The organism is Pseudomonas petrae (genome assembly GCF_021728295.1).
GTDB classification, from domain to species: domain Bacteria; phylum Pseudomonadota; class Gammaproteobacteria; order Pseudomonadales; family Pseudomonadaceae; genus Aquipseudomonas; species Aquipseudomonas petrae.
In genome coordinates, this window is sequence record NZ_JAKJXE010000005.1 from 285,116 (window position 1) to 308,697 (window position 23,582).

27 protein-coding genes are annotated in these 23,582 nt (G+C 59.7%); 13 read left to right on the forward strand and 14 right to left on the reverse strand.

Annotation, left to right across the window (positions count from 1 at the left end):
- Positions 1 to 571: 571 nt before the first annotated feature.
- The 3 genes from cysN to L4G42_RS10960 all read right to left on the reverse strand — a co-directional run bounded on the left by cysN (position 572) and on the right by L4G42_RS10960 (position 4,308).
- On the reverse strand, positions 572 to 2,470 hold the full coding sequence (gene cysN / locus L4G42_RS10950) for a sulfate adenylyltransferase subunit CysN (protein WP_237250743.1): 1,899 nt from the start codon (positions 2,468 to 2,470) through the stop codon (positions 572 to 574).
- A 15-nt stretch (positions 2,471 to 2,485) separates the two neighbouring features.
- Complete coding sequence (cysD, locus tag L4G42_RS10955; RefSeq protein ID WP_122535916.1) at positions 2,486 to 3,403, reverse strand: sulfate adenylyltransferase subunit CysD; 918 nt, start codon at positions 3,401 to 3,403, stop codon at positions 2,486 to 2,488.
- A 146-nt stretch (positions 3,404 to 3,549) separates the two neighbouring features.
- On the reverse strand, positions 3,550 to 4,308 hold the full coding sequence (locus tag L4G42_RS10960) for a Nif3-like dinuclear metal center hexameric protein (RefSeq protein ID WP_237250742.1): 759 nt from the start codon (positions 4,306 to 4,308) through the stop codon (positions 3,550 to 3,552).
- 98 nt (positions 4,309 to 4,406) lie between these two features.
- On the opposite strand from L4G42_RS10960, the gene algW reads away from it, so the two are divergent.
- Positions 4,407 to 5,570: a Do family serine endopeptidase AlgW gene (gene algW / locus L4G42_RS10965; RefSeq protein ID WP_237250741.1), complete on the forward strand. Its 1,164-nt coding sequence runs from the start codon at positions 4,407 to 4,409 to the stop codon at positions 5,568 to 5,570.
- A 26-nt stretch (positions 5,571 to 5,596) separates the two neighbouring features.
- On the opposite strand, the gene hisC is transcribed toward algW, so the two are convergent.
- From hisC to L4G42_RS11015, 10 genes are all read right to left on the reverse strand, one after another.
- On the reverse strand, positions 5,597 to 6,655 hold the full coding sequence (gene hisC / locus L4G42_RS10970) for a histidinol-phosphate transaminase (protein ID WP_237250740.1): 1,059 nt from the start codon (positions 6,653 to 6,655) through the stop codon (positions 5,597 to 5,599).
- Positions 6,656 to 6,657: 2 nt separating this feature from the next.
- Positions 6,658 to 7,986, reverse strand: a complete 1,329-nt coding sequence (hisD, locus tag L4G42_RS10975; protein ID WP_237250739.1) for a histidinol dehydrogenase — start codon at positions 7,984 to 7,986, stop codon at positions 6,658 to 6,660.
- Positions 7,987 to 8,142: 156 nt separating this feature from the next.
- Positions 8,143 to 8,778 (reverse strand): ATP phosphoribosyltransferase, encoded by a 636-nt coding sequence (gene hisG, locus L4G42_RS10980; protein ID WP_065992096.1) that lies wholly within the window; start codon positions 8,776 to 8,778, stop codon positions 8,143 to 8,145.
- Between the two features lie 164 nt (positions 8,779 to 8,942).
- The gene (gene murA, locus L4G42_RS10985; RefSeq protein ID WP_237250738.1) at positions 8,943 to 10,208 is read right to left on the reverse strand and encodes a UDP-N-acetylglucosamine 1-carboxyvinyltransferase; all 1,266 of its coding nucleotides are present in this window, start codon (positions 10,206 to 10,208) and stop codon (positions 8,943 to 8,945) included.
- Between the two features lie 23 nt (positions 10,209 to 10,231).
- Positions 10,232 to 10,471 carry a BolA family protein gene (locus L4G42_RS10990; protein ID WP_065992095.1) on the reverse strand — a complete coding sequence of 80 codons (240 nt, stop codon included), beginning with the start codon at positions 10,469 to 10,471 and terminating at the stop codon, positions 10,232 to 10,234.
- Between the two features lie 114 nt (positions 10,472 to 10,585).
- A complete protein-coding gene (locus tag L4G42_RS10995; RefSeq protein ID WP_237250737.1) occupies positions 10,586 to 10,891 on the reverse strand; it encodes an STAS domain-containing protein in 306 nt (101 codons plus the stop codon).
- The gene (locus tag L4G42_RS11000; protein ID WP_237250736.1) at positions 10,888 to 11,544 is read right to left on the reverse strand and encodes an MlaC/ttg2D family ABC transporter substrate-binding protein; all 657 of its coding nucleotides are present in this window, start codon (positions 11,542 to 11,544) and stop codon (positions 10,888 to 10,890) included. Before L4G42_RS11000 ends, L4G42_RS10995 begins: the two co-directional genes overlap by 4 nt.
- 11 nt (positions 11,545 to 11,555) lie before the next feature.
- Positions 11,556 to 12,023: an outer membrane lipid asymmetry maintenance protein MlaD gene (gene mlaD, locus L4G42_RS11005; RefSeq protein ID WP_237250735.1), complete on the reverse strand. Its 468-nt coding sequence runs from the start codon at positions 12,021 to 12,023 to the stop codon at positions 11,556 to 11,558.
- Positions 12,023 to 12,820 carry a lipid asymmetry maintenance ABC transporter permease subunit MlaE gene (mlaE, locus tag L4G42_RS11010; protein ID WP_237250734.1) on the reverse strand — a complete coding sequence of 266 codons (798 nt, stop codon included), beginning with the start codon at positions 12,818 to 12,820 and terminating at the stop codon, positions 12,023 to 12,025. The genes mlaD and mlaE overlap by 1 nt, the downstream gene beginning before the upstream one ends.
- Complete coding sequence (locus tag L4G42_RS11015; protein ID WP_237250733.1) at positions 12,820 to 13,629, reverse strand: ATP-binding cassette domain-containing protein; 810 nt, start codon at positions 13,627 to 13,629, stop codon at positions 12,820 to 12,822. The genes mlaE and L4G42_RS11015 overlap by 1 nt, the downstream gene beginning before the upstream one ends.
- Before the next feature lie 308 nt (positions 13,630 to 13,937).
- Between L4G42_RS11015 and L4G42_RS11020 the strand changes: the two genes are divergently transcribed.
- The 11 genes from L4G42_RS11020 to L4G42_RS11070 all read left to right on the forward strand — a co-directional run bounded on the left by L4G42_RS11020 (position 13,938) and on the right by L4G42_RS11070 (position 22,551).
- Complete coding sequence (locus L4G42_RS11020) at positions 13,938 to 14,912, forward strand: KpsF/GutQ family sugar-phosphate isomerase (RefSeq protein WP_237250732.1); 975 nt, start codon at positions 13,938 to 13,940, stop codon at positions 14,910 to 14,912.
- Positions 14,913 to 15,446: a 3-deoxy-manno-octulosonate-8-phosphatase KdsC gene (gene kdsC / locus L4G42_RS11025; RefSeq protein ID WP_237250731.1), complete on the forward strand. Its 534-nt coding sequence runs from the start codon at positions 14,913 to 14,915 to the stop codon at positions 15,444 to 15,446.
- Between the two features lie 10 nt (positions 15,447 to 15,456).
- The gene (gene lptC / locus L4G42_RS11030; RefSeq protein WP_037014789.1) at positions 15,457 to 16,029 is read left to right on the forward strand and encodes an LPS export ABC transporter periplasmic protein LptC; all 573 of its coding nucleotides are present in this window, start codon (positions 15,457 to 15,459) and stop codon (positions 16,027 to 16,029) included.
- Positions 16,016 to 16,558 (forward strand): lipopolysaccharide transport periplasmic protein LptA, encoded by a 543-nt coding sequence (gene lptA, locus L4G42_RS11035; RefSeq protein ID WP_237250729.1) that lies wholly within the window; start codon positions 16,016 to 16,018, stop codon positions 16,556 to 16,558. The genes lptC and lptA overlap by 14 nt, the downstream gene beginning before the upstream one ends.
- Complete coding sequence (gene lptB / locus L4G42_RS11040; RefSeq protein ID WP_074884367.1) at positions 16,558 to 17,283, forward strand: LPS export ABC transporter ATP-binding protein; 726 nt, start codon at positions 16,558 to 16,560, stop codon at positions 17,281 to 17,283. The genes lptA and lptB overlap by 1 nt, the downstream gene beginning before the upstream one ends.
- A gap of 188 nt (positions 17,284 to 17,471) precedes the next feature.
- Positions 17,472 to 18,965 carry an RNA polymerase factor sigma-54 gene (locus L4G42_RS11045; RefSeq protein WP_237250728.1) on the forward strand — a complete coding sequence of 498 codons (1,494 nt, stop codon included), beginning with the start codon at positions 17,472 to 17,474 and terminating at the stop codon, positions 18,963 to 18,965.
- Between the two features lie 76 nt (positions 18,966 to 19,041).
- The gene (gene hpf / locus L4G42_RS11050) at positions 19,042 to 19,350 is read left to right on the forward strand and encodes a ribosome hibernation-promoting factor, HPF/YfiA family (RefSeq protein WP_037014798.1); all 309 of its coding nucleotides are present in this window, start codon (positions 19,042 to 19,044) and stop codon (positions 19,348 to 19,350) included.
- Positions 19,351 to 19,362: 12 nt separating this feature from the next.
- Positions 19,363 to 19,827, forward strand: coding sequence for a PTS IIA-like nitrogen regulatory protein PtsN (gene ptsN, locus L4G42_RS11055; protein WP_237250727.1), 465 nt, complete (start codon positions 19,363 to 19,365; stop codon positions 19,825 to 19,827).
- Between the two features lie 2 nt (positions 19,828 to 19,829).
- A complete protein-coding gene (rapZ, locus tag L4G42_RS11060; protein ID WP_237250726.1) occupies positions 19,830 to 20,687 on the forward strand; it encodes an RNase adapter RapZ in 858 nt (285 codons plus the stop codon).
- A 16-nt stretch (positions 20,688 to 20,703) separates the two neighbouring features.
- Positions 20,704 to 20,976 (forward strand): HPr family phosphocarrier protein, encoded by a 273-nt coding sequence (locus tag L4G42_RS11065; protein ID WP_074884356.1) that lies wholly within the window; start codon positions 20,704 to 20,706, stop codon positions 20,974 to 20,976.
- Between the two features lie 45 nt (positions 20,977 to 21,021).
- Complete coding sequence (locus L4G42_RS11070; protein ID WP_419789365.1) at positions 21,022 to 22,551, forward strand: sensor domain-containing diguanylate cyclase; 1,530 nt, start codon at positions 21,022 to 21,024, stop codon at positions 22,549 to 22,551.
- Between the two features lie 42 nt (positions 22,552 to 22,593).
- On the opposite strand, the gene L4G42_RS11075 is transcribed toward L4G42_RS11070, so the two are convergent.
- Positions 22,594 to 23,067 carry a PA2169 family four-helix-bundle protein gene (locus tag L4G42_RS11075; RefSeq protein ID WP_237250724.1) on the reverse strand — a complete coding sequence of 158 codons (474 nt, stop codon included), beginning with the start codon at positions 23,065 to 23,067 and terminating at the stop codon, positions 22,594 to 22,596.
- A gap of 232 nt (positions 23,068 to 23,299) precedes the next feature.
- Here L4G42_RS11075 and L4G42_RS11080 point away from each other — a divergent pair, with 232 nt between their 5' ends.
- Positions 23,300 to 23,563 (forward strand): DUF3820 family protein, encoded by a 264-nt coding sequence (locus L4G42_RS11080; RefSeq protein ID WP_133772135.1) that lies wholly within the window; start codon positions 23,300 to 23,302, stop codon positions 23,561 to 23,563.
- The last annotated feature ends 19 nt before the right edge of the window (positions 23,564 to 23,582 follow it).

The following is a 23,582-nucleotide window of genomic DNA, read 5'->3' on the forward strand; positions in this document are numbered from 1 at the left end:
GTTAAACAGGCATCTGCTTATGCGGCAGCAGCTGATTGATTTCACCCGCCCGCTGCGCTGTACCTCACCTGGGAGCGATGATGCAGTAGAACTTAATTATCTTTTTAATCTGAGAAAAGTTGAGTTACACACTTCCGGATACGCCGCATGATGAGCCAGATGAGCATCTACCTGCAGGAAATTTGCATGCAAGAAGACTCCGGCATTCTGGCAGTACGCAAGCCGATTGCATGACTGCTGCAGCACTGATTGAAGAAGAAAAACACGTACGAAAGCCTGCCCCTGAGGTGATCAGGGGCGGGCTTTTTTGTGGGTGGATGGCTCATCGCAAGCCGGTATGTACGAGTTCCACGCCAGCCATATCATGTCGATACGACGACGGATCAGTGTGGGAGCGCGCTTGCCCGCGAAGGTAGTGGGTCAGACGACGTTGAGGGCGCAGACAGATTGCGTTCGCGGGCAAGCGCGCTCCTACACTGGAATTGCGCCAGGCACACCCTTTGCGACCAGCACAGGCCCGACAACAAAAAACCCGCCATCACTGGCGGGTTTTTTGTACAGCGTACGGCGTTTAGATCACGCTGCGGGTCCGCAGCAGATCCAGCACCTGTTTGACGCTTTCTTCGACGTTCAGCGACTGCGTGTCGATGACCAGGTCGGCGTCCAGCGGGACATCATAGGGGAAGGATTCACCCGGGATGTTGTCCTTGTCGGCGGCGTAGAGCCCTTGCGGGTCACGCTCGCGGCAGACTTGCGGCGACGCCTGAACGTACACGGTGATCAGTCGATCATCGCCGATCAGGGCCTTGGCATTCTGCCGACCGCCCGCGTCCGGCGCGACGAACGCCGCCAGGGTCAGCAGGCCCGCTTCGTTGAACTGACGCGCAACGTGCGCCGCACGACGCCAATTCTCGGTGCGACCGGCGCGATCCTGCGGCAAGCCCTTGTTGAGGTCGTGGCGCAGGTTCTGGCCGTCGAGGACAAACACCGCACGGCCCATGTCGAAGAGCTTGCGCTCCACGGCATACGCCAGCGTGCTTTTGCCTGCACCCGACAAACCGCTGAACAGCACGGTCGCCGGCTTCTGGCCGAAGCGCTGAGCGCGCTCTTCTACCGAAACATGGGCCAGCGCGCCGTGATGACTCCCGCCACCCGCGACCGCCGGCTTGGCGATGATCATGCCCGCCGCCACGGTGCCGTTGGTCAAACGGTCGATGACGATGAATGCGCCCGTGGTGCGGTTGCTGTCGTAACCGTCGAGGGCAATCGGCGCGTCCAGTGCGATCTTCACGCGGCCGATTTCATTCAGCTGCAGCGAACTGGCCGGGCCCTCTTCCATGGTATTGACGTCAACACGATGGGTGATGCTGGCAATGGAGCCAGGCACGTAGGACGTGGCGCGTTTGATGTCGTATTTCTTGCCCGGCAACATCGGCTCTTCGGCCATCCACACCAGCATGGCGTCGAAGGCGTCGGCCACTTGCGGGACATTGTCGGCATGCACCAACAGATCGCCACGGGAGATGTCGATCTCGTCTTCCATGGTCAGCGTCACGGCCTGACCCGGGCCCGCATGCTCAAGCTCGCCTTCGAAGGTGACGATGGATTTCACGCGGCTGCTCTTGCCGGACGGCAGCACAACGACTTCGTCGCCCTTGTGCACAATGCCGCTCGCCAGGGTGCCGGCGAAACCGCGGAAGTTCAGGTTCGGACGGTTGACGTACTGCACCGGAAAACGCAGATCGGTGAAATTGCGGTCGTTGGCGATCTCGACGGTTTCGAGGATTTCCATCAGCGACTTGCCGGTGTACCAGGGCGAACGCTCGCTCCTGTTGACCACGTTGTCGCCCTTGAGGGCCGACATCGGCACGAATTCCATGGTGGTCGGCTTCAGCGCAATGCGGTCGGCGAACGCCCGGTAATCGGCCTTGATCTGCTCGAAGATGTTCTCGTCGAAGCCATTGAGGTCCATCTTGTTGATGGCGACCACGATGTGCTTGATGCCCAGCAACGAAGCGATATAGCTGTGGCGCTTGGTCTGGGTCTGCACGCCGTAGCGGGCGTCGACCAGAATGATCGCCAGGTCACAGGTGGACGCACCGGTGGCCATGTTGCGGGTGTACTGCTCATGGCCAGGGGTGTCGGCGATGATGAACTTGCGCTTGGACGTCGAGAAATAGCGGTACGCGACATCGATGGTGATGCCCTGCTCCCGCTCGGCCTGCAGGCCATCGACCAGCAGCGCCAGATCGACTTCGTCACCCGTGGTGCCGGACTTTTTCGAATCACGGGTGATGGCTTCCAGGTGATCTTCGTAGATCATCTTGGAATCGTGCAGCAGACGCCCGATCAACGTGCTCTTGCCGTCGTCGACGTTGCCACAGGTCAGGAAACGCAGCATTTCCTTGCGTTCGTGCTGGCCCAGATAGGCGAGGATGTCCTCGCTGATCAATTCAGATTGATGCGACATGTTCAGACACCCTAATTAGAAATAACCCTGACGTTTCTTTTCTTCCATCGAGCCTGCGCCATCGTGGTCGATGACCCGGCCCTGGCGCTCGGAAGTTCGCGTCAGGAGCATTTCCTGAATGATGTCGGTGAGGCTGGTGGCCTCGGACTCGACAGCGCCCGTCAACGGGTAGTCGCCCAGTGTGCGGAAGCGGACCTTCTTCTTGACGATGCGCTTCTTGTCCTCGTCGGACAGGTGATTACGCAGGCGGTCGTCGTCGATCATGATCCAGGTGCCGTTCATCTCGATGACTTCGCGCTCGGCGGCGAAATACAGCGGGACGATCGGGATGCCTTCGAGGTAGATGTACTGCCAGATATCCAGCTCGGTCCAGTTGGAGAGCGGGAACACGCGGATCGACTCGCCTTTGTTGACGTTGCCGTTGTAGACATTCCACAGCTCGGGACGCTGGTTCTTCGGGTCCCAGCGGTGCTTGGTGTCGCGGAAGGAATACACGCGCTCTTTGGCGCGGGATTTCTCTTCGTCACGACGGGCGCCGCCGAACGCCGCATCGAAGCCGTGCTTGTCGAGGGCCTGCTTGAGGCCCTGGGTTTTCATGATATCGGTGTGCTTCGAGCTGCCGTGGGTCAGCGGGTTGATACCCTGCGCGACACCTTCCGGGTTCACGTGCACGATCAGGTCCAGACCCATTTCCTCGACCATCTTGTCGCGGAAGCGGTACATCTCCTGGAATTTCCAGCGGGTGTCGACGTGCATCACCGGGAACGGCAGCTTGCCCGGAAAGAAGGCCTTGCGCGCCAGGTGCAGCATCACGGCAGAGTCTTTACCGACGGAGTACAGCATCACCGGGTTATCGAACTCGGCGGCGACCTCGCGGATGATGTGGATGCTTTCCGCCTCCAGCTGTTTCAGATGCGTCAGTTTGTCGACCATGGTTACTCACGGGATAACGTACGTGTGTGGAGAGCCTGCGGGCTCTATCGAGCGAGGCACTTTATCATGGGGCCTGATTCTATTCAGCGGCGGGGATAGATCGAAACGATCTAACCATATAGCTCAGGCATCGGACCCTCGGACTGTTAAATCGGGTTCGGGCAGTCGATGAACAGATGCTCCAGGGCAAAGCGCCGCGCCAGGTAATCACCCAGGGCCTGCACGCCATAACGCTCGGTGGCGTGGTGGCCGGCGGCAATGAAACTGATGCCGTTTTCCCGGGCACTGTGGAAGGTCTGCTCGGACGCCTCGCCGCTCAAATACAGGTCCACGCCGGCCAGCACGGCTTGATCGATGTAGCCCTGCCCACCCCCGGTGCACCAGCCGACCCGGCGAATCATGCCGTCACCTTCGATCAGCAGCGGCTCGCGCCCCAATGCAGTCTGCACGCGGCGGGCGAAATCCCGTGGGGTCATCGCCTCGCTGAGTGAGCCGACCAGCCCGACGATGCGCGGATTGTCCGGGTCCAGCGGGCCTTCGACGGTGATCTCCAGTTGCTCGGCCAACTGAACGTTATTGCCCACGTCGGCGTGGAGGTCGAGGGGCAAGTGATAGGACAGCAGGCTGATGTCGTGCTTGAGCAGCGTTTTCAGCCGACGCTGTTTCATGCCGGTGATGCAGGGGTTCTCGCCTTTCCAGAAATAGCCGTGATGCACCAGCACCAGATCGGCGTTGGCCTCCACCGCCGCGTCCAGTAACGCCTGACTCGCAGTGACCCCGGAGACGATCCGGCTGACCTGCGGCCGGCCCTCGACCTGCAGGCCATTGGGGCAATAATCCTGAATCCGCGCGCTACCGAGATAGCGGTCCGCTTCTTCCACCAGGGTGCTCAGGGCAACGGCCATAAAAGTCTCCTAAATATGCAGTCCAGACCGTGTCGGTCCTCGTATAATGCCGGCCATTATGGCGCAGCTAGGCGCTTCTACCTTCAGGACTCCGCTCAATGTTCAAAGCGCTGCGTTTTCTCGGCTGGCCCTTGCTCGCTGGTGTGCTTATCGCTTTATTGATTATCCAGCGCTATCCCCAGTGGGTCGGGCTACCCAGCCAGGACGTGAACCTGCAGCAAGCGCCACAGCAGGCCTTCGTGCAACAGGGCCCGGTGTCGTACGCGGACGCCGTCAGCAACGCCGCGCCCGCCGTGGCCAATCTGTACACGACCAAGATGGTCAATAACAACAAACCCAATCACCCGCTGTTCGAGGACCCGCAGTTTCGCCGGTTCTTTGGCGACAATCTGCCCAAACAAAAGCGCATGGAGTCGAGCCTGGGTTCGGCTGTGATCATGAGCCCGGAAGGCTACCTGCTGACCAACAACCACGTGACCTCTGGCGCCGACCAGATTGTCGTTGCGCTTAAAGACGGTCGCGAGACGATTGCCAAAGTGGTCGGCAGCGATCCCGAGACCGACCTTGCGGTTCTGAAGATCGACCTCAAGAATCTGCCTTCCATTACCCTGGGCCGTTCTGATGCCATCCGCATCGGCGACGTTGCCCTGGCCATTGGTAACCCGTTCGGCGTCGGCCAGACCGTGACCATGGGCATCATCAGTGCCACCGGGCGTAACCAACTGGGCCTCAACACCTACGAAGACTTCATTCAGACCGACGCGGCGATCAACCCTGGCAACTCGGGCGGCGCGCTGGTAGACGCCAACGGCAACCTGACCGGGATCAACACGGCGATCTTCTCCAAATCCGGTGGCTCGCAAGGCATCGGTTTTGCGATTCCGACCAAGCTGGCCCTGGAGGTGATGAAGTCGATCATCGAACACGGCCAGGTGATTCGCGGCTGGCTGGGCATCGAGGTACAGCCGCTGACCCAGGAGCTGTCGGAATCGTTCGGACTGAAGGACCGTCCGGGCATCGTGGTCGCCGGCATTTTCCGCGACGGCCCGGCGCAGAAGGCAGGCTTGCAACTGGGCGATGTGATCCTGAGCATCAACGGCGAGCCAGCAGGTGATGGCCGTCGCTCAATGAACCAGGTGGCTCGCACAAAGCCCACTGACAAAATCGCCATTCAGGTCATGCGCAACGGCAAGGAATTGAAACTGAACGCCGAGGTGGGCGTGCGCCCACCGCAGACAACGGCGCCTGCGGCGGAGGATTGATCGGTTGCCGGTCAGCAACCGTCAACTCAGCTCGACAAGTCCCCCAGCGCATCCACCAGCGCCTGATTCTGTTCAGGCGTGCCGATGGTAATGCGCAGGAATTGCGCGATGCGCGCCTGTTTGAAGTGGCGCACGATCACGCCCTGCTCGCGCACCTTCGCCGCCAGACTGGCAGCGTCGTGCTGGGGGTGGCGGGCGAAGATGAAGTTCGCGGCCGAGGGCAGCACTTCAAAGCCCTTGCCCTCCAACTGCTCGACAAGCGCTTCGCGGCTGGCGATCACGCGCTGGCAGGTGCGCTCGAAATACTCGCGGTCATCGAATGCCGCTGCTGCGCCGACAATGGCCATGCGGTCCAGCGGATAGGAGTTGAAGCTGTTCTTCACCCGTTCCAGCGCTTCGATCAGGTCCGGATGCCCCACCGCGAGGCCCACTCGCAACCCGGCAAGCGAGCGCGATTTGGACAGCGTTTGAGTGACCAGCAGGTTCGGATAGCGATCCACCAGGCTAATCGCGGTTTCGCCGCCGAAGTCGATATACGCCTCGTCGACGATCACCACTGAATCCGGGCTGTTCTTGAGGATCTGCTCGACGGCATCAAGGGCCAACAGACAGCCGGTGGGTGCATTCGGGTTCGGGAAAATGATGCCGCCATTGGGACGCACGTAATCTTCGACGCGAATCTGAAACTGCTCGTCCAGCGGCACGGCTTCGTAGTCGACGCCATACAGGCCGCAGTACACCGGATAGAAGCTGTAGCTGATGTCCGGGAACAGCAGCGGTTTGTCCTGCCGGAAGAATGCGTTATAGGCGTGGGCCAGCACCTCGTCCGAACCGTTGCCGAGGAACACGCGATTCGCGTCGACGCCGTAATAACGCGCTACGGCTTGCTTCAGCACGTCACTGTTGGGGTCGGGATACAGACGCAGCTCGTCACTGACCGCAACACGCATGGCATCAATCGCCTTGGGCGACGGGCCATAGGGGTTTTCGTTGGTGTTGAGCTTCACCAGTTTGGTCAGTTTGGGCTGCTCGCCCGGCACATACGGCACCAGGTCGTTGACGAAGGGACTCCAGAATTTGCTCATGTTCAGTTGCCCTCTTGTTCGGTGTCGACGATGCGGTATTCGGCGCTGCGGGCGTGGGCGGTCAATGACTCGCCGCGTGCCAGCACCGAGGCCGTTTTGCCCAGCTCGGACGCGCCCTGCTCCGAGCAAAAAATGATCGATGAGCGCTTCTGGAAATCGTACACGCCCAACGGCGACGAGAACCGGGCGGTGCCCGAAGTAGGCAGCACGTGGTTGGGACCGGCGCAGTAGTCGCCCAAAGCTTCGGACGTGTGGCGGCCCATGAAGATCGCGCCGGCGTGGCGAATCTGCGGCAGCCAGGCCTCGGGATCAGCCACCGACAACTCCAGGTGCTCCGGCGCAATCCGGTTGGCGACTTCAATGGCCTGAGTCATGTCGGCCACTTTGATTAAGGCGCCGCGGCCATTGATCGAGGTCTGGATGATTTCCGCGCGCTCCATCGTCGGCATCAGTCTAGCGATGCTGGCGGCGACGCGATCAAGGAAGTCCGCATCCGGGCTGACCAGAATCGCCTGGGCGTCTTCGTCGTGCTCGGCCTGGGAGAACAAGTCCATGGCGATCCAGTCCGGGTCAGTCTGGCCGTCGCACACCACCAGAATCTCCGACGGGCCGGCGATCATGTCGATGCCCACTTGGCCGAACACGTGACGCTTGGCGGTGGCCACATAAATGTTGCCCGGCCCGACGACTTTGTCCACCTGCGGGACGCTTTCGGTGCCATACGCCAGCGCTGCAACCGCCTGCGCGCCGCCGATGGTGAACACCCGATCAACGCCGGCGATGCAGGCCGCCGCCAGCACCAGCTCGTTGAGCTCACCGCGCGGGGTCGGCACGACCATGACCACCTCGCCTACGCCGGCGACTTTGGCCGGAATGGCGTTCATCAATACGGAGGACGGGTAAGACGCCTTACCGCCCGGCACGTACAGCCCGGCGCGATCCAGCGGCGTGACCTTCTGGCCCAGCACGGTGCCATCGGCCTCGGTGTAGCTCCAGGAATCCTGCTTCTGCCGCTCGTGGTAACTGCGCACGCGGTCGGCGGCTTTTTCGAGCGCCTGGCGCTGGGCGGGCGTGATGCGGGTCAGTGCCAGCTCCAGACGCTCGCGCGGCAGAATCAGGTCCGCCATCGACGCCACGTCCAGCCCGTCGAAACGGCGGGTGTATTCCACCAACGCCGCATCGCCGCGCTCGCGCACGTTCTTGATGATGTCCAGCACACGCTCATTGACCGAGTCGTCAGACACACTTTCCCAGCTCAGCAGATGATCCAGATGACGGGCGAAGTCCGGATCGGCAGCGTTGAGTCGGCGAATAGCGTTGGAAGTGGTCATAGCTTGGCCTCGATGGATGGCGATTTCTCAGGTGGCGATTTCAGGTGCAAGGATAGGCAGATGCCTAAGCTAGCAAGCCATCCGCGCGGGCACCTGAGAAATTTGGCTATGACACGGATAGCTGGGCGTGATCCTGTTGAGGGTCACGCGATGCAGTCAACCGCGGTGTCGCGACTCCACGGCTGTGCGCAGGGTGTCGATCAGCGACTGAATACGGGCGTGCTGCATCTTCATGGATGCCTTGTTCACCACCAGACGCGAGCTGATGTGGGCAATCATGTCCTGGGGTTCGAGGCCGTTGGCACGCAGCGTGTTGCCGGTGTCGACGACGTCGATGATCTTGTCCGCCAGGCCCACAAGCGGCGCGAGCTCCATGGAGCCGTACAGTTTGATTATGTCGACCTGACGGCCCTGTTCCGCGTAATAGCGCTTGGCAACGTTGACGAACTTGGTCGCCACACGCAGCCGGCCCTTGGGTTCGACCGCGCCGACCGCGCCTGCGGTCATCAGCTTGCACTGGGCGATTTGCAAGTCGAGGGGCTCATACAGCCCTTGACCGCCGTATTCCATCAGCACGTCCTTGCCCGCGACGCCGAGATCCGCAGCACCATGCTCGACGTAGGTCGGCACGTCCGTGGCACGCACGATCAGCAAGCGCACGTCGGCCTGGGTCGTGGGGATGATCAGCTTGCGGCTCTTGTCCGGATTCTCGGTCGGCACGATGCCTGCCGCAGCGAGCAGCGGCAAGGTGTCGTCGAGGATTCGGCCCTTGGACAGTGCGATGGTCAACATGGGAAACGTCAGTCCTTATCAGCAGCGCGTGCCGGGTCGCAACTGGCGCCCGACAACCTCCGGCTCAAGAAGCCAGGGTGAAACGAATCAGAAAGTCCTGGCGCAATGGCCAGACACGTCGCCCGAGTCGATCACATCGACCCGGGCGAACGCGCAGCAGCTGACTAGCCCGGAACGCGACGGATCTTCGCGCCCAGCATCTGCAGTTTTTCTTCGATGCACTCGTAACCACGGTCGATGTGGTAGATGCGGTCGATCAGCGTGTCGCCTTCGGCAACCAGCGCCGAAATGACCAGGCTCGCCGATGCGCGCAAGTCGGTCGCCATCACTGGCGCGCCTTTGAGCTTGGTGCAGCCGGTGACGATCGCGGTGTTGCCTTCGACCTGAATCTGCGCGCCCATGCGGTGCATTTCATACACGTGCATGAAGCGGTTTTCGAAGATGGTCTCGATGACCGCACCCGTGCCTTCGGCGATGGCGTTAAGCGAGATGAACTGCGCCTGCATGTCGGTCGGGAAAGCCGGGTACGGCGCAGTGCGCACGTTGACCGCTTTCGGACGCTTGCCGTGCATGTTCAGCTCGATCCAGTCCTTGCCCGTGGTGATCTCGGCGCCGGATTCACGCAGCTTCTCGAGTACCGCTTCGAGAATCGTCGGATCGGTGTCCTTGAGTTTCACACGGCCGCCGGTTGCCGCCGCCGCCACCAGGTAGGTGCCGGTTTCGATGCGGTCGGGCATGACGCGATACGTCGCCGAACCCAGACGTTTGACGCCATCGATGGTGATGGTGTCGGTGCCGGCACCAGAGACTTTACCGCCCATGGCGTTGATGAAGTTCGCCAAATCCACGACTTCAGGCTCACGCGCGGCGTTTTGCAGGACGCTGCGACCGTTGGCCAGTGCAGCAGCCATCATGATGTTCTCGGTACCGGTCACGCTGACGGTGTCGAAGAAGAAGTTAGCGCCACGCAGGCCGCCTTCCGGCGCCTTGGCCTTGATGTAACCGCCTTCGACGTCGATGACCGCGCCCATGGCTTCAAGACCACGGATGTGCAGATCGACCGGACGCGAACCAATGGCGCAACCGCCAGGCAGCGCCACTTCGGCTTCACCGAAACGGGCAACCATCGGACCCAGGACGAGGATCGACGCACGCATGGTTTTCACCAGTTCGTACGGAGCGATCAGGGTCTTGATGGTGCGCGGATCGATTTCGACGCTGAGCTTCTCGTCGATGATCGGCTCGATGCCCATGCGACCGAACAGCTCGATCATGGTGGTGATGTCGTGCAGGTGCGGCAGGTTGGCGACGGTCACAGGACCATCAGCCAGCAGCGTGGCTGCGAGAATCGGCAGGGCAGAGTTTTTCGCCCCGGAGATGCGGATTTCGCCATCAAGACGAATGCCGCCAGTAATAATCAGTTTATCCATTGGAATCTCGACGCCGTTTTGGCTCAGGTGCGCTCGGCCCATGCAGCGCGGCTGAAAAATTTCATGGTGACCGCGTGGATGCTGCCATCGGCGATCCATGGGTTCAAATGCGTGTAGATCTGCTGCTGGCGCTTGACCGGACTGAGTGCGGCCAGTTCGTCGCTGATCACGTTCAGCTGGAAATTACAGCCTTCGCCTTCAACTTCGACCTGGATATCTGGCAACTTAGCTTCCAGGAAGCTTTTAACTTCTACGGCCTGCATGCTTAACCTCAATCGGCGCCCTACGCGCGCGGGTCGGCCATCATACAAAAAAGCCCTCTCGTTGCGAACCCTACTTTGCAAGGGGCGGACGAGGGGCTTGATCGATGAAAGCAATTAATGATGCTGCAACAGCTCGGTCAGGCCGGAGACCTGGGCAATTTCCTGCATGTCTTCAGGCAACGCCCGGACGGTGACTGACTTACCCTCCTCCTGTGCATCCCGCATAAAGGCGAGAAGCAAAGCCAGGCCGACACTGCTGGACTTTTCGACGCCGGAACAATCCAGCGTCAGGGCCGCAGCGGTGCTTGCCTTGATCAGCGCCGCGCCCTGCTCACGTAAGGCGGGGCCGGTCCGATAGTCGATCACGCCGGAGAGCATCAGCTCTCCGCCGCCAGCGGCAGTGACGGACGCTTGACTCATTTGACGACCTTGTCGCTGGAGGCTTCCGAGGCCTGCTTGGCCTTGGCGACTTCGCCAGCCCAACCGTCGATGGTTTTGTCCAGGTCGTTACCGTTACGCTGCATGGCGTCAGCGAACTGATCGCGGAACAGCTTGCCGATGTTGATGCCGTTGATGATCACGTTCCGGACTTTCCACTCACCACCGATTTTGACGAGGGTGTAGGAAACAGGGTAGACCGCGCCGTTGTTGCCTTTGACCGACATGTCGACGGAAGTGCGATCAGCAGCTTCCTGCTTGGCCGGGGAAACGGTGATGCCCTGGTTGTTGTACTCGAGCAGCGCATTGCCATAGAACTGGATCAGGCTACGCTTGAAGTTTTCCTGGAAGCGTTGCATCTGCGCCGGGGTGGCGTTGCGCGAATACTTCACGGTCATGATGCTTTTGGAAATGCCATCAGCGTCGATGACCGGGCCAACGATGCCGTTAAGTGCATCGTAAAAGGCTTGCGGATTGGACTTGTAGGTTTCCTTGTTCGCGGACAGGTCAGCCAGCAATTGCTTGGTGGTGCGATCAACCAGATCGTGGGCAGAAGCATCGGACGCCGCTGCGTTAGCAAACAAAGGCAGGGCGGCCAGCAGCACCAGAAGGCCACGGCGCAGAATCGAGATCATGAAAAAACTCCTCATTTGGCGTCTTTGCCCACTGAATTGAGCAGGAATTTACCGATCAGGTCTTCGAGTACCAACGAGGACTGGGTGTCATGGATGGTGCCGCCGTCTTTCAACAGCTGGTCATCGCCACCGACACTGATGCCGACGTATTTTTCACCCAGCAGGCCTGCGGTCAGGATGGAAGCGGTGGAATCCGAAGGCAGGTTGTTGACCCGCTTGTTCACTTCCATCGTCACACGACCTGTGAAGGTATCGTGATCCAGATCGATTGCAGTGACCTTGCCGATGTTCACACCGGCCATGGTCACTTTCGCTCTGACAGTCAAACCGGCGATATTGTCGAAATTTGCGTAAAGTTTATAAGTGTCGGTGTTGGCGCTGGCGCTCAGACCGCTGACGCGCAGGGCGAGCAGGAGCAAAGCCAGGATCCCGGCCAGCAGAAACAGGCCTACACCGGTTTCGAGGGTGCGGTTTTGCATCAGAAGTCTCCAAACATCAAGGCGGTCATAATAAAGTCAAGGCCCAGTACGGCCAATGAGGCGTAGACCACGGTCTTGGTCGTGGCACGACTGATCCCTTCGGACGTGGGCTCGCAGTCATAACCCTGGAACACGGCAATCCAGGTGACGACAAAAGCGAACACGACGCTCTTGATGACACCGTTGAGCACATCATCGGAAAACGAAACACTGTTCTGCATGTTGGCCCAGAAGGAGCCTTCATAAACGCCCAGCCAGTCGACTGCCACCCACGAACCACCCCATATGCCGACCACGCTGAAAATCAGCGCCAGCACCGGAAGCGAGATGAAGCCTGCCCAGAGGCGCGGCGCGACGATGTATTTGAGCGGATCGACGCCAATCATCTCGAGGCTGGAAAGCTGCTCGGTGGATTTCATGTTGCCGATTTCAGCGGTGAGAGCAGAGCCTGCACGACCGGCGAACAATAGAGCGGTGACGACGGGGCCGAGTTCACGCAGCAACGTCAGGGCAACCATCTGCCCCACGGCCTGTTCGGAGCCATACTTGGCGAGAATGCTGAAGCCTTGCAGCGCCAGCACCATACCGATGAACACACCGGACACCACGATAATGGCCAGTGACATGACGCCAACCGAGTGCAGCTGACGAAGGAGCAGCTGAAAGCCGCCGCCAATTCCGCCGCGCCCAAGCAACGCATGAACCAGAAAAATCCCTGAACGACCCAACACTGCAACTATATCGATCGCCGAACGCCCCATCAGGCGTACGCGATCCATTAAAGACACTCTGCGCATCAGCGCTTCCCCAAAAGATCGTCGCGATAATCCGGCGCCGGATAATGGAAAGGCACCGGCCCGTCGGGATCACCCGTCATGAACTGACGTATACGAGGGTTATCCGACTGCATCAGTTCCTGCGGTGTGCCCTGCCCCAGTACCTGACCGTCACCGACGACATAGAGATAGTCGGCGATGCTGGCGGTCTCGGCGAGGTCGTGGGACACCACGATACTGGTGATACCCAGCGCATCATTGAGCAGCCGGATCAGCCGAACCAGCACGCCCATGGCAATAGGGTCCTGGCCCACGAAGGGCTCGTCGTACATGAGGATCTGGGGATCCAGCGCGATGGCGCGCGCCAGTGCAACACGGCGCTTCATGCCACCCGACAGTTCGTCAGGCATCAGATCGACCGCGCCACGAAGCCCGACCGCCTGCAACTTCAGCAGAACGATGTCGCGGATCATGTCTTCAGGCAGCTTGGTGTGAACCCGTAGCGGGAACGCCACGTTTTCGAAAACGTCGAGGTCGGTGAACAGCGCGCCGCTCTGAAAGAGCACGCCCATCTGCTTGCGCGCATCGAAAAGATCGCTGCGCGAAAGCTTCGGCAAATTCTGGCCATTGACCCAGACTTCGCCGGCGCTCGGACGCAGTTGTGCCCCCATCAACCGCAGCAGTGTGGTTTTACCACTGCCCGACGGCCCCATGATGCCGGTGACTTTGCCCCGGGGGATGCGGATGTCCACATTATTGAAGATGCTGCGCGTACCGCGCTTGAAGGAAACGCCCTTCAGCTCGACCGCGTAGGCGTTATCGGCACTCATCTAAACTCCTTGCGATGCAACCTGTCTCTCAGATGCCGCGTTCTTGACGAACGACACACTTTTGGAGGGGCCGAACAAGCGGCGGACTATACCACCGCTGTCGCACGCCGCCCAAGCCTCAACGTGTCAAGTCGCAAACAAAGAAGGGTATCAAGGAGGGCGTGGAATTTTCGTACCCATCGCCAGCCTTTATCACGCAGTTGCTGAAGGACGTGTCCCTTCATTAAACAAACAGCAACGATGAAGCGTGAGGCTTTTGAACATTGCCGCTATAATCCCCGGCTTTTCACCAAGCGACCCCTTCCGATATGTCCAATGCGCGCAATCTGATTGAATCGGCACAGAGCACCATCCGCCTTGAAATAGAAGCTGTGGAAGGTTTGCTCGCGCACATCAATGCCGATTTCGTCAACGCGTGCGACATGATTCTAGGCAGTCAGGGCCGTGTAGTCGTGGTCGGCATGGGCAAGTCGGGGCATATCGGAAAGAAGATCGCCGCTACCCTCGCCAGCACCGGCACTCCTTCGTTTTTCGTGCACCCGGCCGAGGCCAGCCACGGCGACATGGGCATGATCACCAGCGCCGACATCATTCTGGCCCTGTCCAACTCGGGCACGACGGCCGAGATCGTCACGTTGCTGCCGCTGATCAAGCGTCTGGGCATCAAGATGATCAGCCTTACCGGCAACCCGGAGTCAACGCTGGCCAAGGCCGCTGAGGTCAACCTCAATGCGCGGGTCGAGAAAGAAGCCTGCCCGCTGAATCTGGCGCCCACCTCCTCCACCACGGCGGCGCTGGTCATGGGCGACGCCCTGGCCGTTGCACTGCTGGACGCCAGGGGCTTCACCGCCGAAGACTTCGCGTTTTCCCACCCGGGCGGCGCGCTGGGTCGTCGGCTGCTGTTGAAGGTTGAGCATGTCATGCACACTGGCGCCAACCTGCCGCAGGTTGTGCGGGGCACGCCGCTTCGCGATTCGCTGATGGAAATGACCCGCAAGGGGCTGGGCATGACCGCCATCCTCGAGAGCGACGGCCGCCTGGCCGGTATCTTCACGGACGGTGATTTGCGCCGCACGCTGGATCGCCCGATCGACATACGCCAAGCGACCATCGATGAAGTGATGACCGTCCATGGCAAGACCGTGCGCCCGGAAATGCTCGCGGCCGAAGCCTTGAAAATCATGGAAGACAACAAGATCGGCGCACTCATCGTGGTCGACGAGAACGATCGCCCGGTTGGCGCGTTCAACCTTCAAGACCTGCTCCGTGCAGGCGTCATGTAAATGAGCGCCGATATGAATGATCTGATGCAACGCGGCAAGAACATTAAACTGGCGATCTTCGACGTCGACGGCGTACTCACCGATGGGCGCCTGTATTTCCTCGAAGATGGCAGCGAGTTCAAGACGTTCAACACCCTCGACGGCCAGGGCATCAAGATGCTTATCAACTCGGGTGTGACGACTGCCATCATCAGCGGGCGCAAGACCCCCGTGGTTGAGCGGCGCGCGAAGAACCTCGGCATTGCACACCTTTATCAGGGTCGCGAAGACAAACTCGTGGTCCTCGACGAGCTTTTGCAGCAACTGAATCTAAGCTACGAGCAGGTCGCGTACCTGGGTGACGATTTGCCTGACCTCCCGGTCATTCGCCGGGTCGGTCTGGGCATGGCCGTAGCCAATGCTGCCGGCTTTGTCCGCGAGCATGCCCACGGCATTACCCAGGCACGTGGCGGCGAAGGCGCTGCCCGCGAATTCTGCGAGTTGATCCTGAAGGCTCAGGACAACCTCGAAGCGGCTCACGCCGCCTACCTATAGAAGTGCATTTATGCTGAGCAAAAAGTTTCGAACGTTTCTGCTGTTCGGTGTGCTGGCACTGCTGCTGGCAGCGGTCGGCTACTGGAACATCAGTCCGGAAAGCTTCCTGGATCAACCCAAGGCTGCCGTGGATGAAAGCGCTGTCGATTACTACGCGACCAACGCCCACAGCATTCAGTACCTCCCCGACGGGACCATGCAGTACGACATGACCGCCGACAAGGTCGAGCACTTGAAAGCCACGGACGTCACCCTGATGACCACGCCGGTGCTGCAGATGTATCGAGGTTCTACCTTCCCGTGGCACGTGCAGAGCGTTCGCGCCGAAGTGTCGCCGGGGGGTGATCATGTCGAGCTGATCGACTCGGTGCGCATCAACCGCACCGACGAAAAGAACCGCACCACCATCATCACCAGCAGCCGCATGACTGTATTCCCGCAGAAGCAATATGCGGAAACTGCCCAACCCGTTAGAATCGACGGCCTTGGCGGTGTAACGACCGGCACGGGTATGAAAGCGTATCTGAAAGAAAGCAGGATGAACCTGCTATCCAACGTAAGAGGACAGTATGAGGCTCGTTAAAACCCTTCCTTTTTTGCTCGGCCTGGGCGCAGCACTGGGAAGCGCGAGCGCCTGGTCTCTGCCGACGGATCGCGATCAACCCATCCACATCCAGTCGGATGACGCGCAGCTGGACGACAAGCAAGGCATCGCCACTTACAAAGGCAATGTCATCATCACCCAGGGCACGATGAAGATCACCGGCAACACGGTGACCATTACCCGTACACCGCAAGGCGACGTGGACGTGTTCACGTCCGTGGGCAACCTGGCCTACTACGAGCAAAAGCCATCGGTGGACAAGCCGATCGTTCAGGCCTGGGGTGTCACCATCCAGTACTTCGCGGCCCAGAACCGCATCGTGCTGATCGACAAGGCCAAAGTGGTCAACGACGGCAACACGTCCGAAGGCGAGAAAATCGTCTATGACACCGTCAAGCAGGTCGTGAACGCCGGTCGTGCCAATGGCACCAAGGTCACCACCCCACGCCCTCGCATCGACATGGTCATCCAGCCGAAAAAGAAAACCGACCAGCAGAAGGCTCAGTAATGGCAACGCTGAAAGCCCAACACCTGGCCAAGGCCTATAAAAGCCGCCAGGTCGTACGTGACGTCAGCCTGTCCATCGAGAGCGGCCAGATTGTCGGCCTGCTCGGCCCCAACGGCGCCGGCAAGACCACTTGCTTCTACATGATCGTCGGTCTGGTTCAGGCGGATCAGGGTCGCGTACTGATCGACGACCAGGACGTCAGCCACCAGCCGATGCACGGCCGCGCACGCGCCGGTATCGGGTACCTGCCACAGGAAGCGTCGATCTTCCGTAAGCTCTCCGTCTCGGACAACATCATGGCGATCCTGGAGACCCGCAAGGAGCTCGATCGCGCTGCCCGCCGCAAGGAGCTGGAAAGCCTGCTGCAGGAATTTCACATCACCCACATTCGCGACAACCTGGGCATGAGCCTTTCGGGCGGTGAACGCCGCCGTGTGGAAATCGCACGCGCCCTCGCCACTTCGCCGAAATTCATTCTGCTCGACGAACCCTTCGCCGGTGTCGACCCTATCTCCGTAGGCGACATCAAGCAGATTATTCACCACCTCAAGGCCAAAGGGATCGGCGTGCTGATCACCGACCACAACGTGCGTGAAACGCTGGACATCTGCGAAACCGCCTACATCGTCAACGATGGGCAGCTGATTGCCGAGGGCGACGCCGAATCCATCCTGGCCAATCAGTTGGTCAAGGAAGTGTATCTGGGTCACGAGTTCCGCCTGTAACCGCAGTGATGACATGAGGTTGTGCGGTAACCCGCAACGTGCGCCATCGCCGACCTCATTTTTAATTGTCATCACACTCTAGGCAAACCCTCCAGCTTCAGGCATATAATTTGCTTAAGTTGGCGCCCTCGGCGCCCTGGTAGTAAATGGCGCGCAGTGCGCCGGCGAATAAGGTGTTAAGCCCTGCCATGAAACCTTCGCTAGTCTTGAGAATGGGCCAGCAGCTGACGATGACACCTCAGCTGCAACAGGCAATCCGCTTGCTTCAGTTGTCGACGCTGGATCTCCAACAGGAGATTCAAGAGGCGCTGGAGTCGAACCCGATGCTGGAACGGCAGGAGGAAGGCGACGATTTCGACAACGCCGACCCCTTGGCGGATAATGTAGAGCAAAAGCCCAACGCTGATGTTCAGGAACCTACCTACCAGGAATCGGCGCCTACCGTCGACAATCTGGAAGAAGGCGACTGGAACGAACGCATTCCCAACGAGCTGCCGGTCGACACCGCGTGGGAAGACGTCTATCAGACCAGCGCCAGCAGCCTGCCCAGCAACGACGATGACGAGTGGGATTTCACCACCCGTACCTCCGTCGGCGAGAGCCTGCAAAGCCACCTGCTCTGGCAACTTAATCTGGCGCCCATGTCGGACACCGATCGCCTCATCGCCGTGACCCTGATCGACTGCATCAACAACCAGGGCTACCTCGACGAAACACTCGAAGAAATGCTCGACGCCTTCGATCCCGAGCTCGATATCGAGCTGGACGAAATTGAAGCCGTTCTGCACCGCATTCAGCAGTTCGAGCCTGCCGGCATCGGCGCTCGCAACCTGAGCGAATGCCTGCTGCTGCAGCTTCGCCAGTTGCCGGCCAAAACCAAGTGGCTGGCGGAAGCGCAGAAGCTGGTCAGCGAATACATCGATCTGCTCGGCAGCCGCGACTACGCGCAACTGATGCGCCGCATGAAGCTCAAGGAAGACGACCTGCGTCAGGTCATCGAACTGGTCCAGAGCCTCAACCCGCGCCCCGGCTCGCAGATCGAGTCCACCGAAGCCGAATACGTCGTGCCTGACGTCATTGTGCGCAAGGACAACGAGCGCTGGCTGGTTGAGCTGAACCAGGAATCCGTGCCGCGCCTGCGGGTCAATCCGCAGTACGCAGGGTTTGTGCGTCGCGCCGATACCAGCGCCGACAATACGTTCATGCGCAATCAGCTGCAGGAAGCTCGCTGGTTCATCAAGAGCCTGCAAAGTCGAAACGAGACGCTGATGAAGGTGGCCACGCAGATCGTCGAACACCAGCGAGGCTTCCTCGAGTACGGCGACGAGGCCATGAAGCCGCTGGTTCTGCATGACATCGCTGAAGCGGTCGGCATGCACGAATCGACGATTTCCCGGGTGACCACGCAGAAGTTCATGCACACCCCGCGCGGGATTTACGAACTCAAATATTTCTTTTCCAGCCACGTCAGCACCTCGGAAGGCGGCGAATGCTCGTCAACGGCGATTCGCGCGATCATCAAAAAACTGGTCGCCGCGGAAAATCAGAAAAAGCCGTTGAGTGACAGCAAGATCGCTGGTTTACTGGAAGCACAAGGCATTCAAGTGGCCCGTCGCACAGTCGCCAAGTACCGCGAATCCCTTGGGATCTCGCCGTCCAGCGAACGCAAGCGACTCATGTAAAGGTCACACGTCAAAGCGTTCCAGTGGCAGGCATTACGCCTGCCTCTTAATGCACTGGCAACGAAGGAGAAGCTGTATGCAAGTCAACATCAGTGGACACCAACTGGAAGTGACCGAACCTCTGCGTACCTACATCGGCGAGAAACTCGCACGATTGGAGCGCCATTTTGACAAGATCACGAATGTGCAGGTCACGATGGAGGTCGAGAAGCTCAAGCAGAAGATCGAAGCCACCCTGCACGTTCCTGGCGCTGAAGTGGTTGCCAACGCCGAACACGACGACATGTATGCAGCCATTGACCTGCTTGCCGACAAGCTTGACCGCCAACTCAAAAAACATAAGGAAAAACAGCAAAGTCTGCTGCAAGGCGCGACTGCTCGCTGACACTCCCCACTCATGATCCGACTTGAAAATATCCTGACCCCTGGCCGTTCACTCGTGAACGTGCCAGGCGGCAGCAAAAAAGCCGTACTCCAAAACATCGCCAGCATGATCGGCAAGCAAGTGCCTGATCTGGATGAGCAGGTTGTGTTTGAAAGCCTCATTGCCCGTGAAAAGCTCGGCTCCACCGGATTCGGTAATGGCATCGCCATACCTCACTGTCGCTTAAAGGGCTGCACAACGCCTGTTAGCGCAGTCTTGCATCTGGAAAAACCCACAGATTTCGACGCCATCGACGGCGAACCGGTTGATTTGCTGTTTGTGCTGCTGGTCCCGGAAGCGGCCACCGATGCTCACCTGGAACTGCTGCGCCAGATCGCCAGCATGCTCGACCGTGACGATGTGCGTAAGCGCCTGCGCGGCGCCAAAACCCACGAAGAGCTCTACAACGTCGTGCTCGACGTCCAGAACGGTCACTGATCATGCGCATGATCATCGTCAGCGGCCGCTCCGGCTCCGGCAAGAGCACGGCCCTCGATGTCCTTGAAGACAGCGGTTTCTACTGCGTTGACAACCTGCCCGCCGGCCTGCTCCCGGAGCTGGCCGAGCGCGCGCTGATCAACACCGAGCTCGCTGAGCCGCTGCTGGCCGTCTCGATCGACGCCCGCAACCTGCCCAGTCACCTGACGCGATTCCCACGCATGCTCGCCGAGGTTCGTGCCCGGCACATCCAGTGCGACGTGCTGTTCCTCGACGCCGATGAATCAACCCTGCTCAAGCGCTTTTCCGAGACCCGCCGTCGCCACCCGTTGAGCACGGCAACACGCTCGCTGGCCGAGGCGATTCGTGACGAGAAAACCCTGCTCGGTCCGATCATCGACCTGGCTGATCTGACGGTCGACACCACGCACCTGAATCTCTATCAGCTGCGCGACATCCTCAAACTGCGCCTGCTGAACAAACCCGAACCGGGCACAGCCTTCCTCATCGAATCCTTCGGCTTCAAGCGCGGCATGCCCGTGGACGCCGACCTGGTGTTCGACGTGCGCTGCCTGCCGAATCCGTACTGGAAGCCCGAGCTGCGTGAGCAGTCGGGCCTCGACAAACCGGTCGCCGATTACCTTGCGGCTCAACCGGACGTCGAAGAAATGTTTCAGGACATCTTCACGTACCTCAATAAGTGGTTGCCGCGCTTCGCCGCCAGCAACCGCGCCTACGTCACTATTGCCATTGGCTGCACCGGCGGACACCACCGCTCCGTCTACCTGACCGAACGTCTGGGTCAGGTGCTGCAGCAATCGCTCAAGAATGTTCAGGTCCGCCACCGCGACCTAAGCTGAAAGGATCTCCATCGCGATGCCCGCTCTAGAAATCACCATCATCAACAAGCTGGGTCTGCATGCCCGGGCCGCCGCCAAATTCGTGGGTGTCGCCGGCAAGTATCCGTGTCAGATCAGGGTCGGCCGCACGCCGGAAACCATGGTCGATGGCAAAAGCATCATGGCCGTCATGATGCTGGCTGCCGGCAAGGGCACCCTCATCCACCTGGCCACCGAAGGTGAAGACGCCGAGGCCGCGCTGGCGGGGCTGGTAGAACTGATCAACAACAAGTTTGACGAAGGCGAATAAGCCTTACCGCTGCACGACGCGTCCATTCACCCTCAGAGATGATCGATGCCACTGACAGCCATGCCTCCATCTGCGCGAGGGATCAGATCAGGGTCCGAGAAGATGCTGATGCTGGGCAGCGCCTTGGCGGTGGCAGCCATCCTCGCCATCGTGACCTCGTTGCTGTTTCGGGAGCTGGGCACGGCCAACGAGGCCGCTGTGCGCTCGGCAAACAATGTGGTGCAGTTGATCGACGCGGACGTGCAGCGTAACGCCGAACTGTACGACACCTCTCTTCAGGGCCTGATGGCCGCATGGCGACGACCTGACGTCATGACCATCTCGCCGGAATTACGGCGGTTGGTCCTGTTCGACCGCGCCACGGCGGCGCCCTATAAAGGCGACCTGGTGCTGCTTGATGACACCGGGCGCATCGTTGCGGACTCCACCTCGCTGACGCCTCGGCAGGACAATTTTTCAGATCGGCCGAGTTTCCAGAAACACCGGGACGACAGCTCGCTGGCGCTGCGGGTGGACGGACCATTTCTGTCGCGCTGGGGGTTCAAGGACCTGTGCATCAGTTTCAGTCGCCGCCTTTCCTCTGACAACGGCGCGTTTGTAGGGGTCGCCAGCGCCTCGATGCGGCTGTCCTACTTCAACCAACTGTTTCGTACGCTCGACATCGGCCCCACCAGCACGATCAATCTGGTCAACGCAGACGGGGTGCTTCTCGCCCGGCAACCCGATGACAACAACAGGACATTCATCGGCCAGAATTTCAGCATGCGGCCCAACTTCAAACGCATTTTGCGGGAGGTCAACGGCAGCTTCGCAGCCGCGTCCGACCTGGACGGTGCTCAGCGGGTTTATACCTTCTCACGTGTAGGCGATTTGCCGTTGATCGTGGTGGTGGCTCAATCCCGGGACGACGTCTATGCCGTTTGGAAACGCAACGCGCTGCTGGTAGCAGGGGCGACCGGGTTGCTGTGTGCGGGGATTCTCTGGCTGTCTTGGCTGTTGGGCCGCCAACTGCGCCTGCGCCAGCATGCCGAGCGCGAATTGTCGGGCCTCGCTGCCACGGACGAGCTGACTGGCCTGGCCAATCGGCGCAGGTTGGATGAGGTCCTCAAGCAGGAGTGGGCGCGAGGCATACGCTCGGGACGGCCTTTGGCGTTACTGATGGTTGATGTGGATCACTTCAAGGCGTTCAACGATCGACATGGGCATCACGGTGGCGATGTTGCGCTACGCAGCGTCGCCGAGACCCTCGCCGCCAGCATCCGCAGGCCCGGTGATCTGGCCGCCCGTTACGGCGGTGAGGAGTTCACGGTGGTGCTGCCGGAAACCGACAAGGCAGGTGCCTGTGTCATCGCAGAGAAGCTGCGCCTGGCCATCGAAGCACTGCCGCAATTCGCCGACGACACCATGCCAATCACCGTAAGCATCGGCGTCGCTACTCATCTGCCGACGACCGACGACCTGCCGGAACCCCTTTTTTACGCCGCTGACCGGGCCCTGTACCGTGCCAAGAAAAATGGCAGGAACCGCGTAGAAGTCGAACCGTACGTTGCGCCCTCCCCCGAATTGCAGACATAAAAAAACGCCAGACTGGCTGGCGTTTTTCGAAGCTACTGCAAATTACTTATTGGCAGCACGAACGGTGTCACGCAGGGCTTTGACCTTGTCGTGGTTCGCCTGCACGCCCTGCAGCTGGCGCTGGATCAGGGTAGTGACGTTGACTGGCAAATTCTTCTCGGTAGCTTCCTGTGCGGCCTTTTTGTAAGCCTTCAGCGCGTGATCTTCGCCGCTTTCGACTTCGTTGAGGACCGCTTCGTCGTTCTTGCCACTCAAAGCGCTTTTCAGGTTGACCCACAGGCGGTGTACGCCGCCGGCAACGCTTGAGGAGTCTTCCGGATCGCCGCCCAATGCGCGCACTTCAGCTTGCAGCTCGGCAACAGAGGTCTTGCAGCCAGAAGAGCGGGAAAGCAGGTAGGCCTTGATTTCCGGGTTCTTGGCGTCTTCAGCAGCAGTGTGAAAACCTTTTTCACCGTCAATGCTGGTCTCGATCAAGTCATTCAGAACAGAGATGGCTTCTTTGTTGATATCCGACATTTTGCGGTTCCTTTCTGGCAGGTTTATCAAAGGCTTGGTTAACAAAACACTCGATACAGGGAATATTGCACTGTGCGTGCCAGCTTCTGTCTATAAATAATATCTTTGATTTTCAATGACTTAACAATATCAAGCGACAGTTAGGCCGCGCTTTCTGCATGATCTGTGTGTTTGCGCAATTGCAGAATGCACGTATCTTCCAAGTTCACTCGAACGGATAAGCGGCTATTGGATGAACCCGGAGAAACTCAAACTGTTGGTGACTCGCGAAATGCCGTTCGGCAAGTATCAGGGGAGATTGCTGGCGGACCTGCCAGGCGATTACCTGAACTGGTTTGCCCGTCAGGGCTTCCCGGCAGGGGAGTTGGGCAGCCTGCTGGCACTGATGCACGAGATTGATCACAACGGCCTTTCGGCGTTGCTGGACCCTCTGCGCACCCGACCTCGCGAACCGCTGCGGCCGGGCCCTTCGAAAACGCCCATACGCTTCAACTAAAACGTCTATTGATAACAGC

What these genes read in the sequence shown, in the direction of transcription:
- cysN (WP_237250743.1), bottom strand. Translation starts at nt 2,470, where the DNA reads ATGTCGCATCAATCTGAATTGATCAGCGAGGACATCCTCGCCTATCTG.
- cysD (WP_122535916.1), bottom strand. Translation starts at nt 3,403, where the DNA reads ATGGTCGACAAACTGACGCATCTGAAACAGCTGGAGGCGGAAAGCATC.
- L4G42_RS10960 (WP_237250742.1), bottom strand. Translation starts at nt 4,308, where the DNA reads ATGGCCGTTGCCCTGAGCACCCTGGTGGAAGAAGCGGACCGCTATCTC.
- algW (WP_237250741.1), top strand. Translation starts at nt 4,407, where the DNA reads ATGTTCAAAGCGCTGCGTTTTCTCGGCTGGCCCTTGCTCGCTGGTGTG.
- hisC (WP_237250740.1), bottom strand. Translation starts at nt 6,655, where the DNA reads ATGAGCAAATTCTGGAGTCCCTTCGTCAACGACCTGGTGCCGTATGTG.
- hisD (WP_237250739.1), bottom strand. Translation starts at nt 7,986, where the DNA reads ATGACCACTTCCAACGCTATTCGCCGACTCAACGCTGCCGATCCGGAC.
- hisG (WP_065992096.1), bottom strand. Translation starts at nt 8,778, where the DNA reads ATGTTGACCATCGCACTGTCCAAGGGCCGAATCCTCGACGACACCTTG.
- murA (WP_237250738.1), bottom strand. Translation starts at nt 10,208, where the DNA reads ATGGATAAACTGATTATTACTGGCGGCATTCGTCTTGATGGCGAAATC.
- L4G42_RS10990 (WP_065992095.1), bottom strand. Translation starts at nt 10,471, where the DNA reads ATGCAGGCCGTAGAAGTTAAAAGCTTCCTGGAAGCTAAGTTGCCAGAT.
- L4G42_RS10995 (WP_237250737.1), bottom strand. Translation starts at nt 10,891, where the DNA reads ATGAGTCAAGCGTCCGTCACTGCCGCTGGCGGCGGAGAGCTGATGCTC.
- L4G42_RS11000 (WP_237250736.1), bottom strand. Translation starts at nt 11,544, where the DNA reads ATGATCTCGATTCTGCGCCGTGGCCTTCTGGTGCTGCTGGCCGCCCTG.
- mlaD (WP_237250735.1), bottom strand. Translation starts at nt 12,023, where the DNA reads ATGCAAAACCGCACCCTCGAAACCGGTGTAGGCCTGTTTCTGCTGGCC.
- mlaE (WP_237250734.1), bottom strand. Translation starts at nt 12,820, where the DNA reads ATGCGCAGAGTGTCTTTAATGGATCGCGTACGCCTGATGGGGCGTTCG.
- L4G42_RS11015 (WP_237250733.1), bottom strand. Translation starts at nt 13,629, where the DNA reads ATGAGTGCCGATAACGCCTACGCGGTCGAGCTGAAGGGCGTTTCCTTC.
- L4G42_RS11020 (WP_237250732.1), top strand. Translation starts at nt 13,938, where the DNA reads ATGTCCAATGCGCGCAATCTGATTGAATCGGCACAGAGCACCATCCGC.
- kdsC (WP_237250731.1), top strand. Translation starts at nt 14,913, where the DNA reads ATGAGCGCCGATATGAATGATCTGATGCAACGCGGCAAGAACATTAAA.
- lptC (WP_037014789.1), top strand. Translation starts at nt 15,457, where the DNA reads ATGCTGAGCAAAAAGTTTCGAACGTTTCTGCTGTTCGGTGTGCTGGCA.
- lptA (WP_237250729.1), top strand. Translation starts at nt 16,016, where the DNA reads ATGAGGCTCGTTAAAACCCTTCCTTTTTTGCTCGGCCTGGGCGCAGCA.
- lptB (WP_074884367.1), top strand. Translation starts at nt 16,558, where the DNA reads ATGGCAACGCTGAAAGCCCAACACCTGGCCAAGGCCTATAAAAGCCGC.
- L4G42_RS11045 (WP_237250728.1), top strand. Translation starts at nt 17,472, where the DNA reads ATGAAACCTTCGCTAGTCTTGAGAATGGGCCAGCAGCTGACGATGACA.
- hpf (WP_037014798.1), top strand. Translation starts at nt 19,042, where the DNA reads ATGCAAGTCAACATCAGTGGACACCAACTGGAAGTGACCGAACCTCTG.
- ptsN (WP_237250727.1), top strand. Translation starts at nt 19,363, where the DNA reads ATGATCCGACTTGAAAATATCCTGACCCCTGGCCGTTCACTCGTGAAC.
- rapZ (WP_237250726.1), top strand. Translation starts at nt 19,830, where the DNA reads ATGCGCATGATCATCGTCAGCGGCCGCTCCGGCTCCGGCAAGAGCACG.
- L4G42_RS11065 (WP_074884356.1), top strand. Translation starts at nt 20,704, where the DNA reads ATGCCCGCTCTAGAAATCACCATCATCAACAAGCTGGGTCTGCATGCC.
- L4G42_RS11070 (WP_419789365.1), top strand. Translation starts at nt 21,022, where the DNA reads ATGCCACTGACAGCCATGCCTCCATCTGCGCGAGGGATCAGATCAGGG.
- L4G42_RS11075 (WP_237250724.1), bottom strand. Translation starts at nt 23,067, where the DNA reads ATGTCGGATATCAACAAAGAAGCCATCTCTGTTCTGAATGACTTGATC.
- L4G42_RS11080 (WP_133772135.1), top strand. Translation starts at nt 23,300, where the DNA reads ATGAACCCGGAGAAACTCAAACTGTTGGTGACTCGCGAAATGCCGTTC.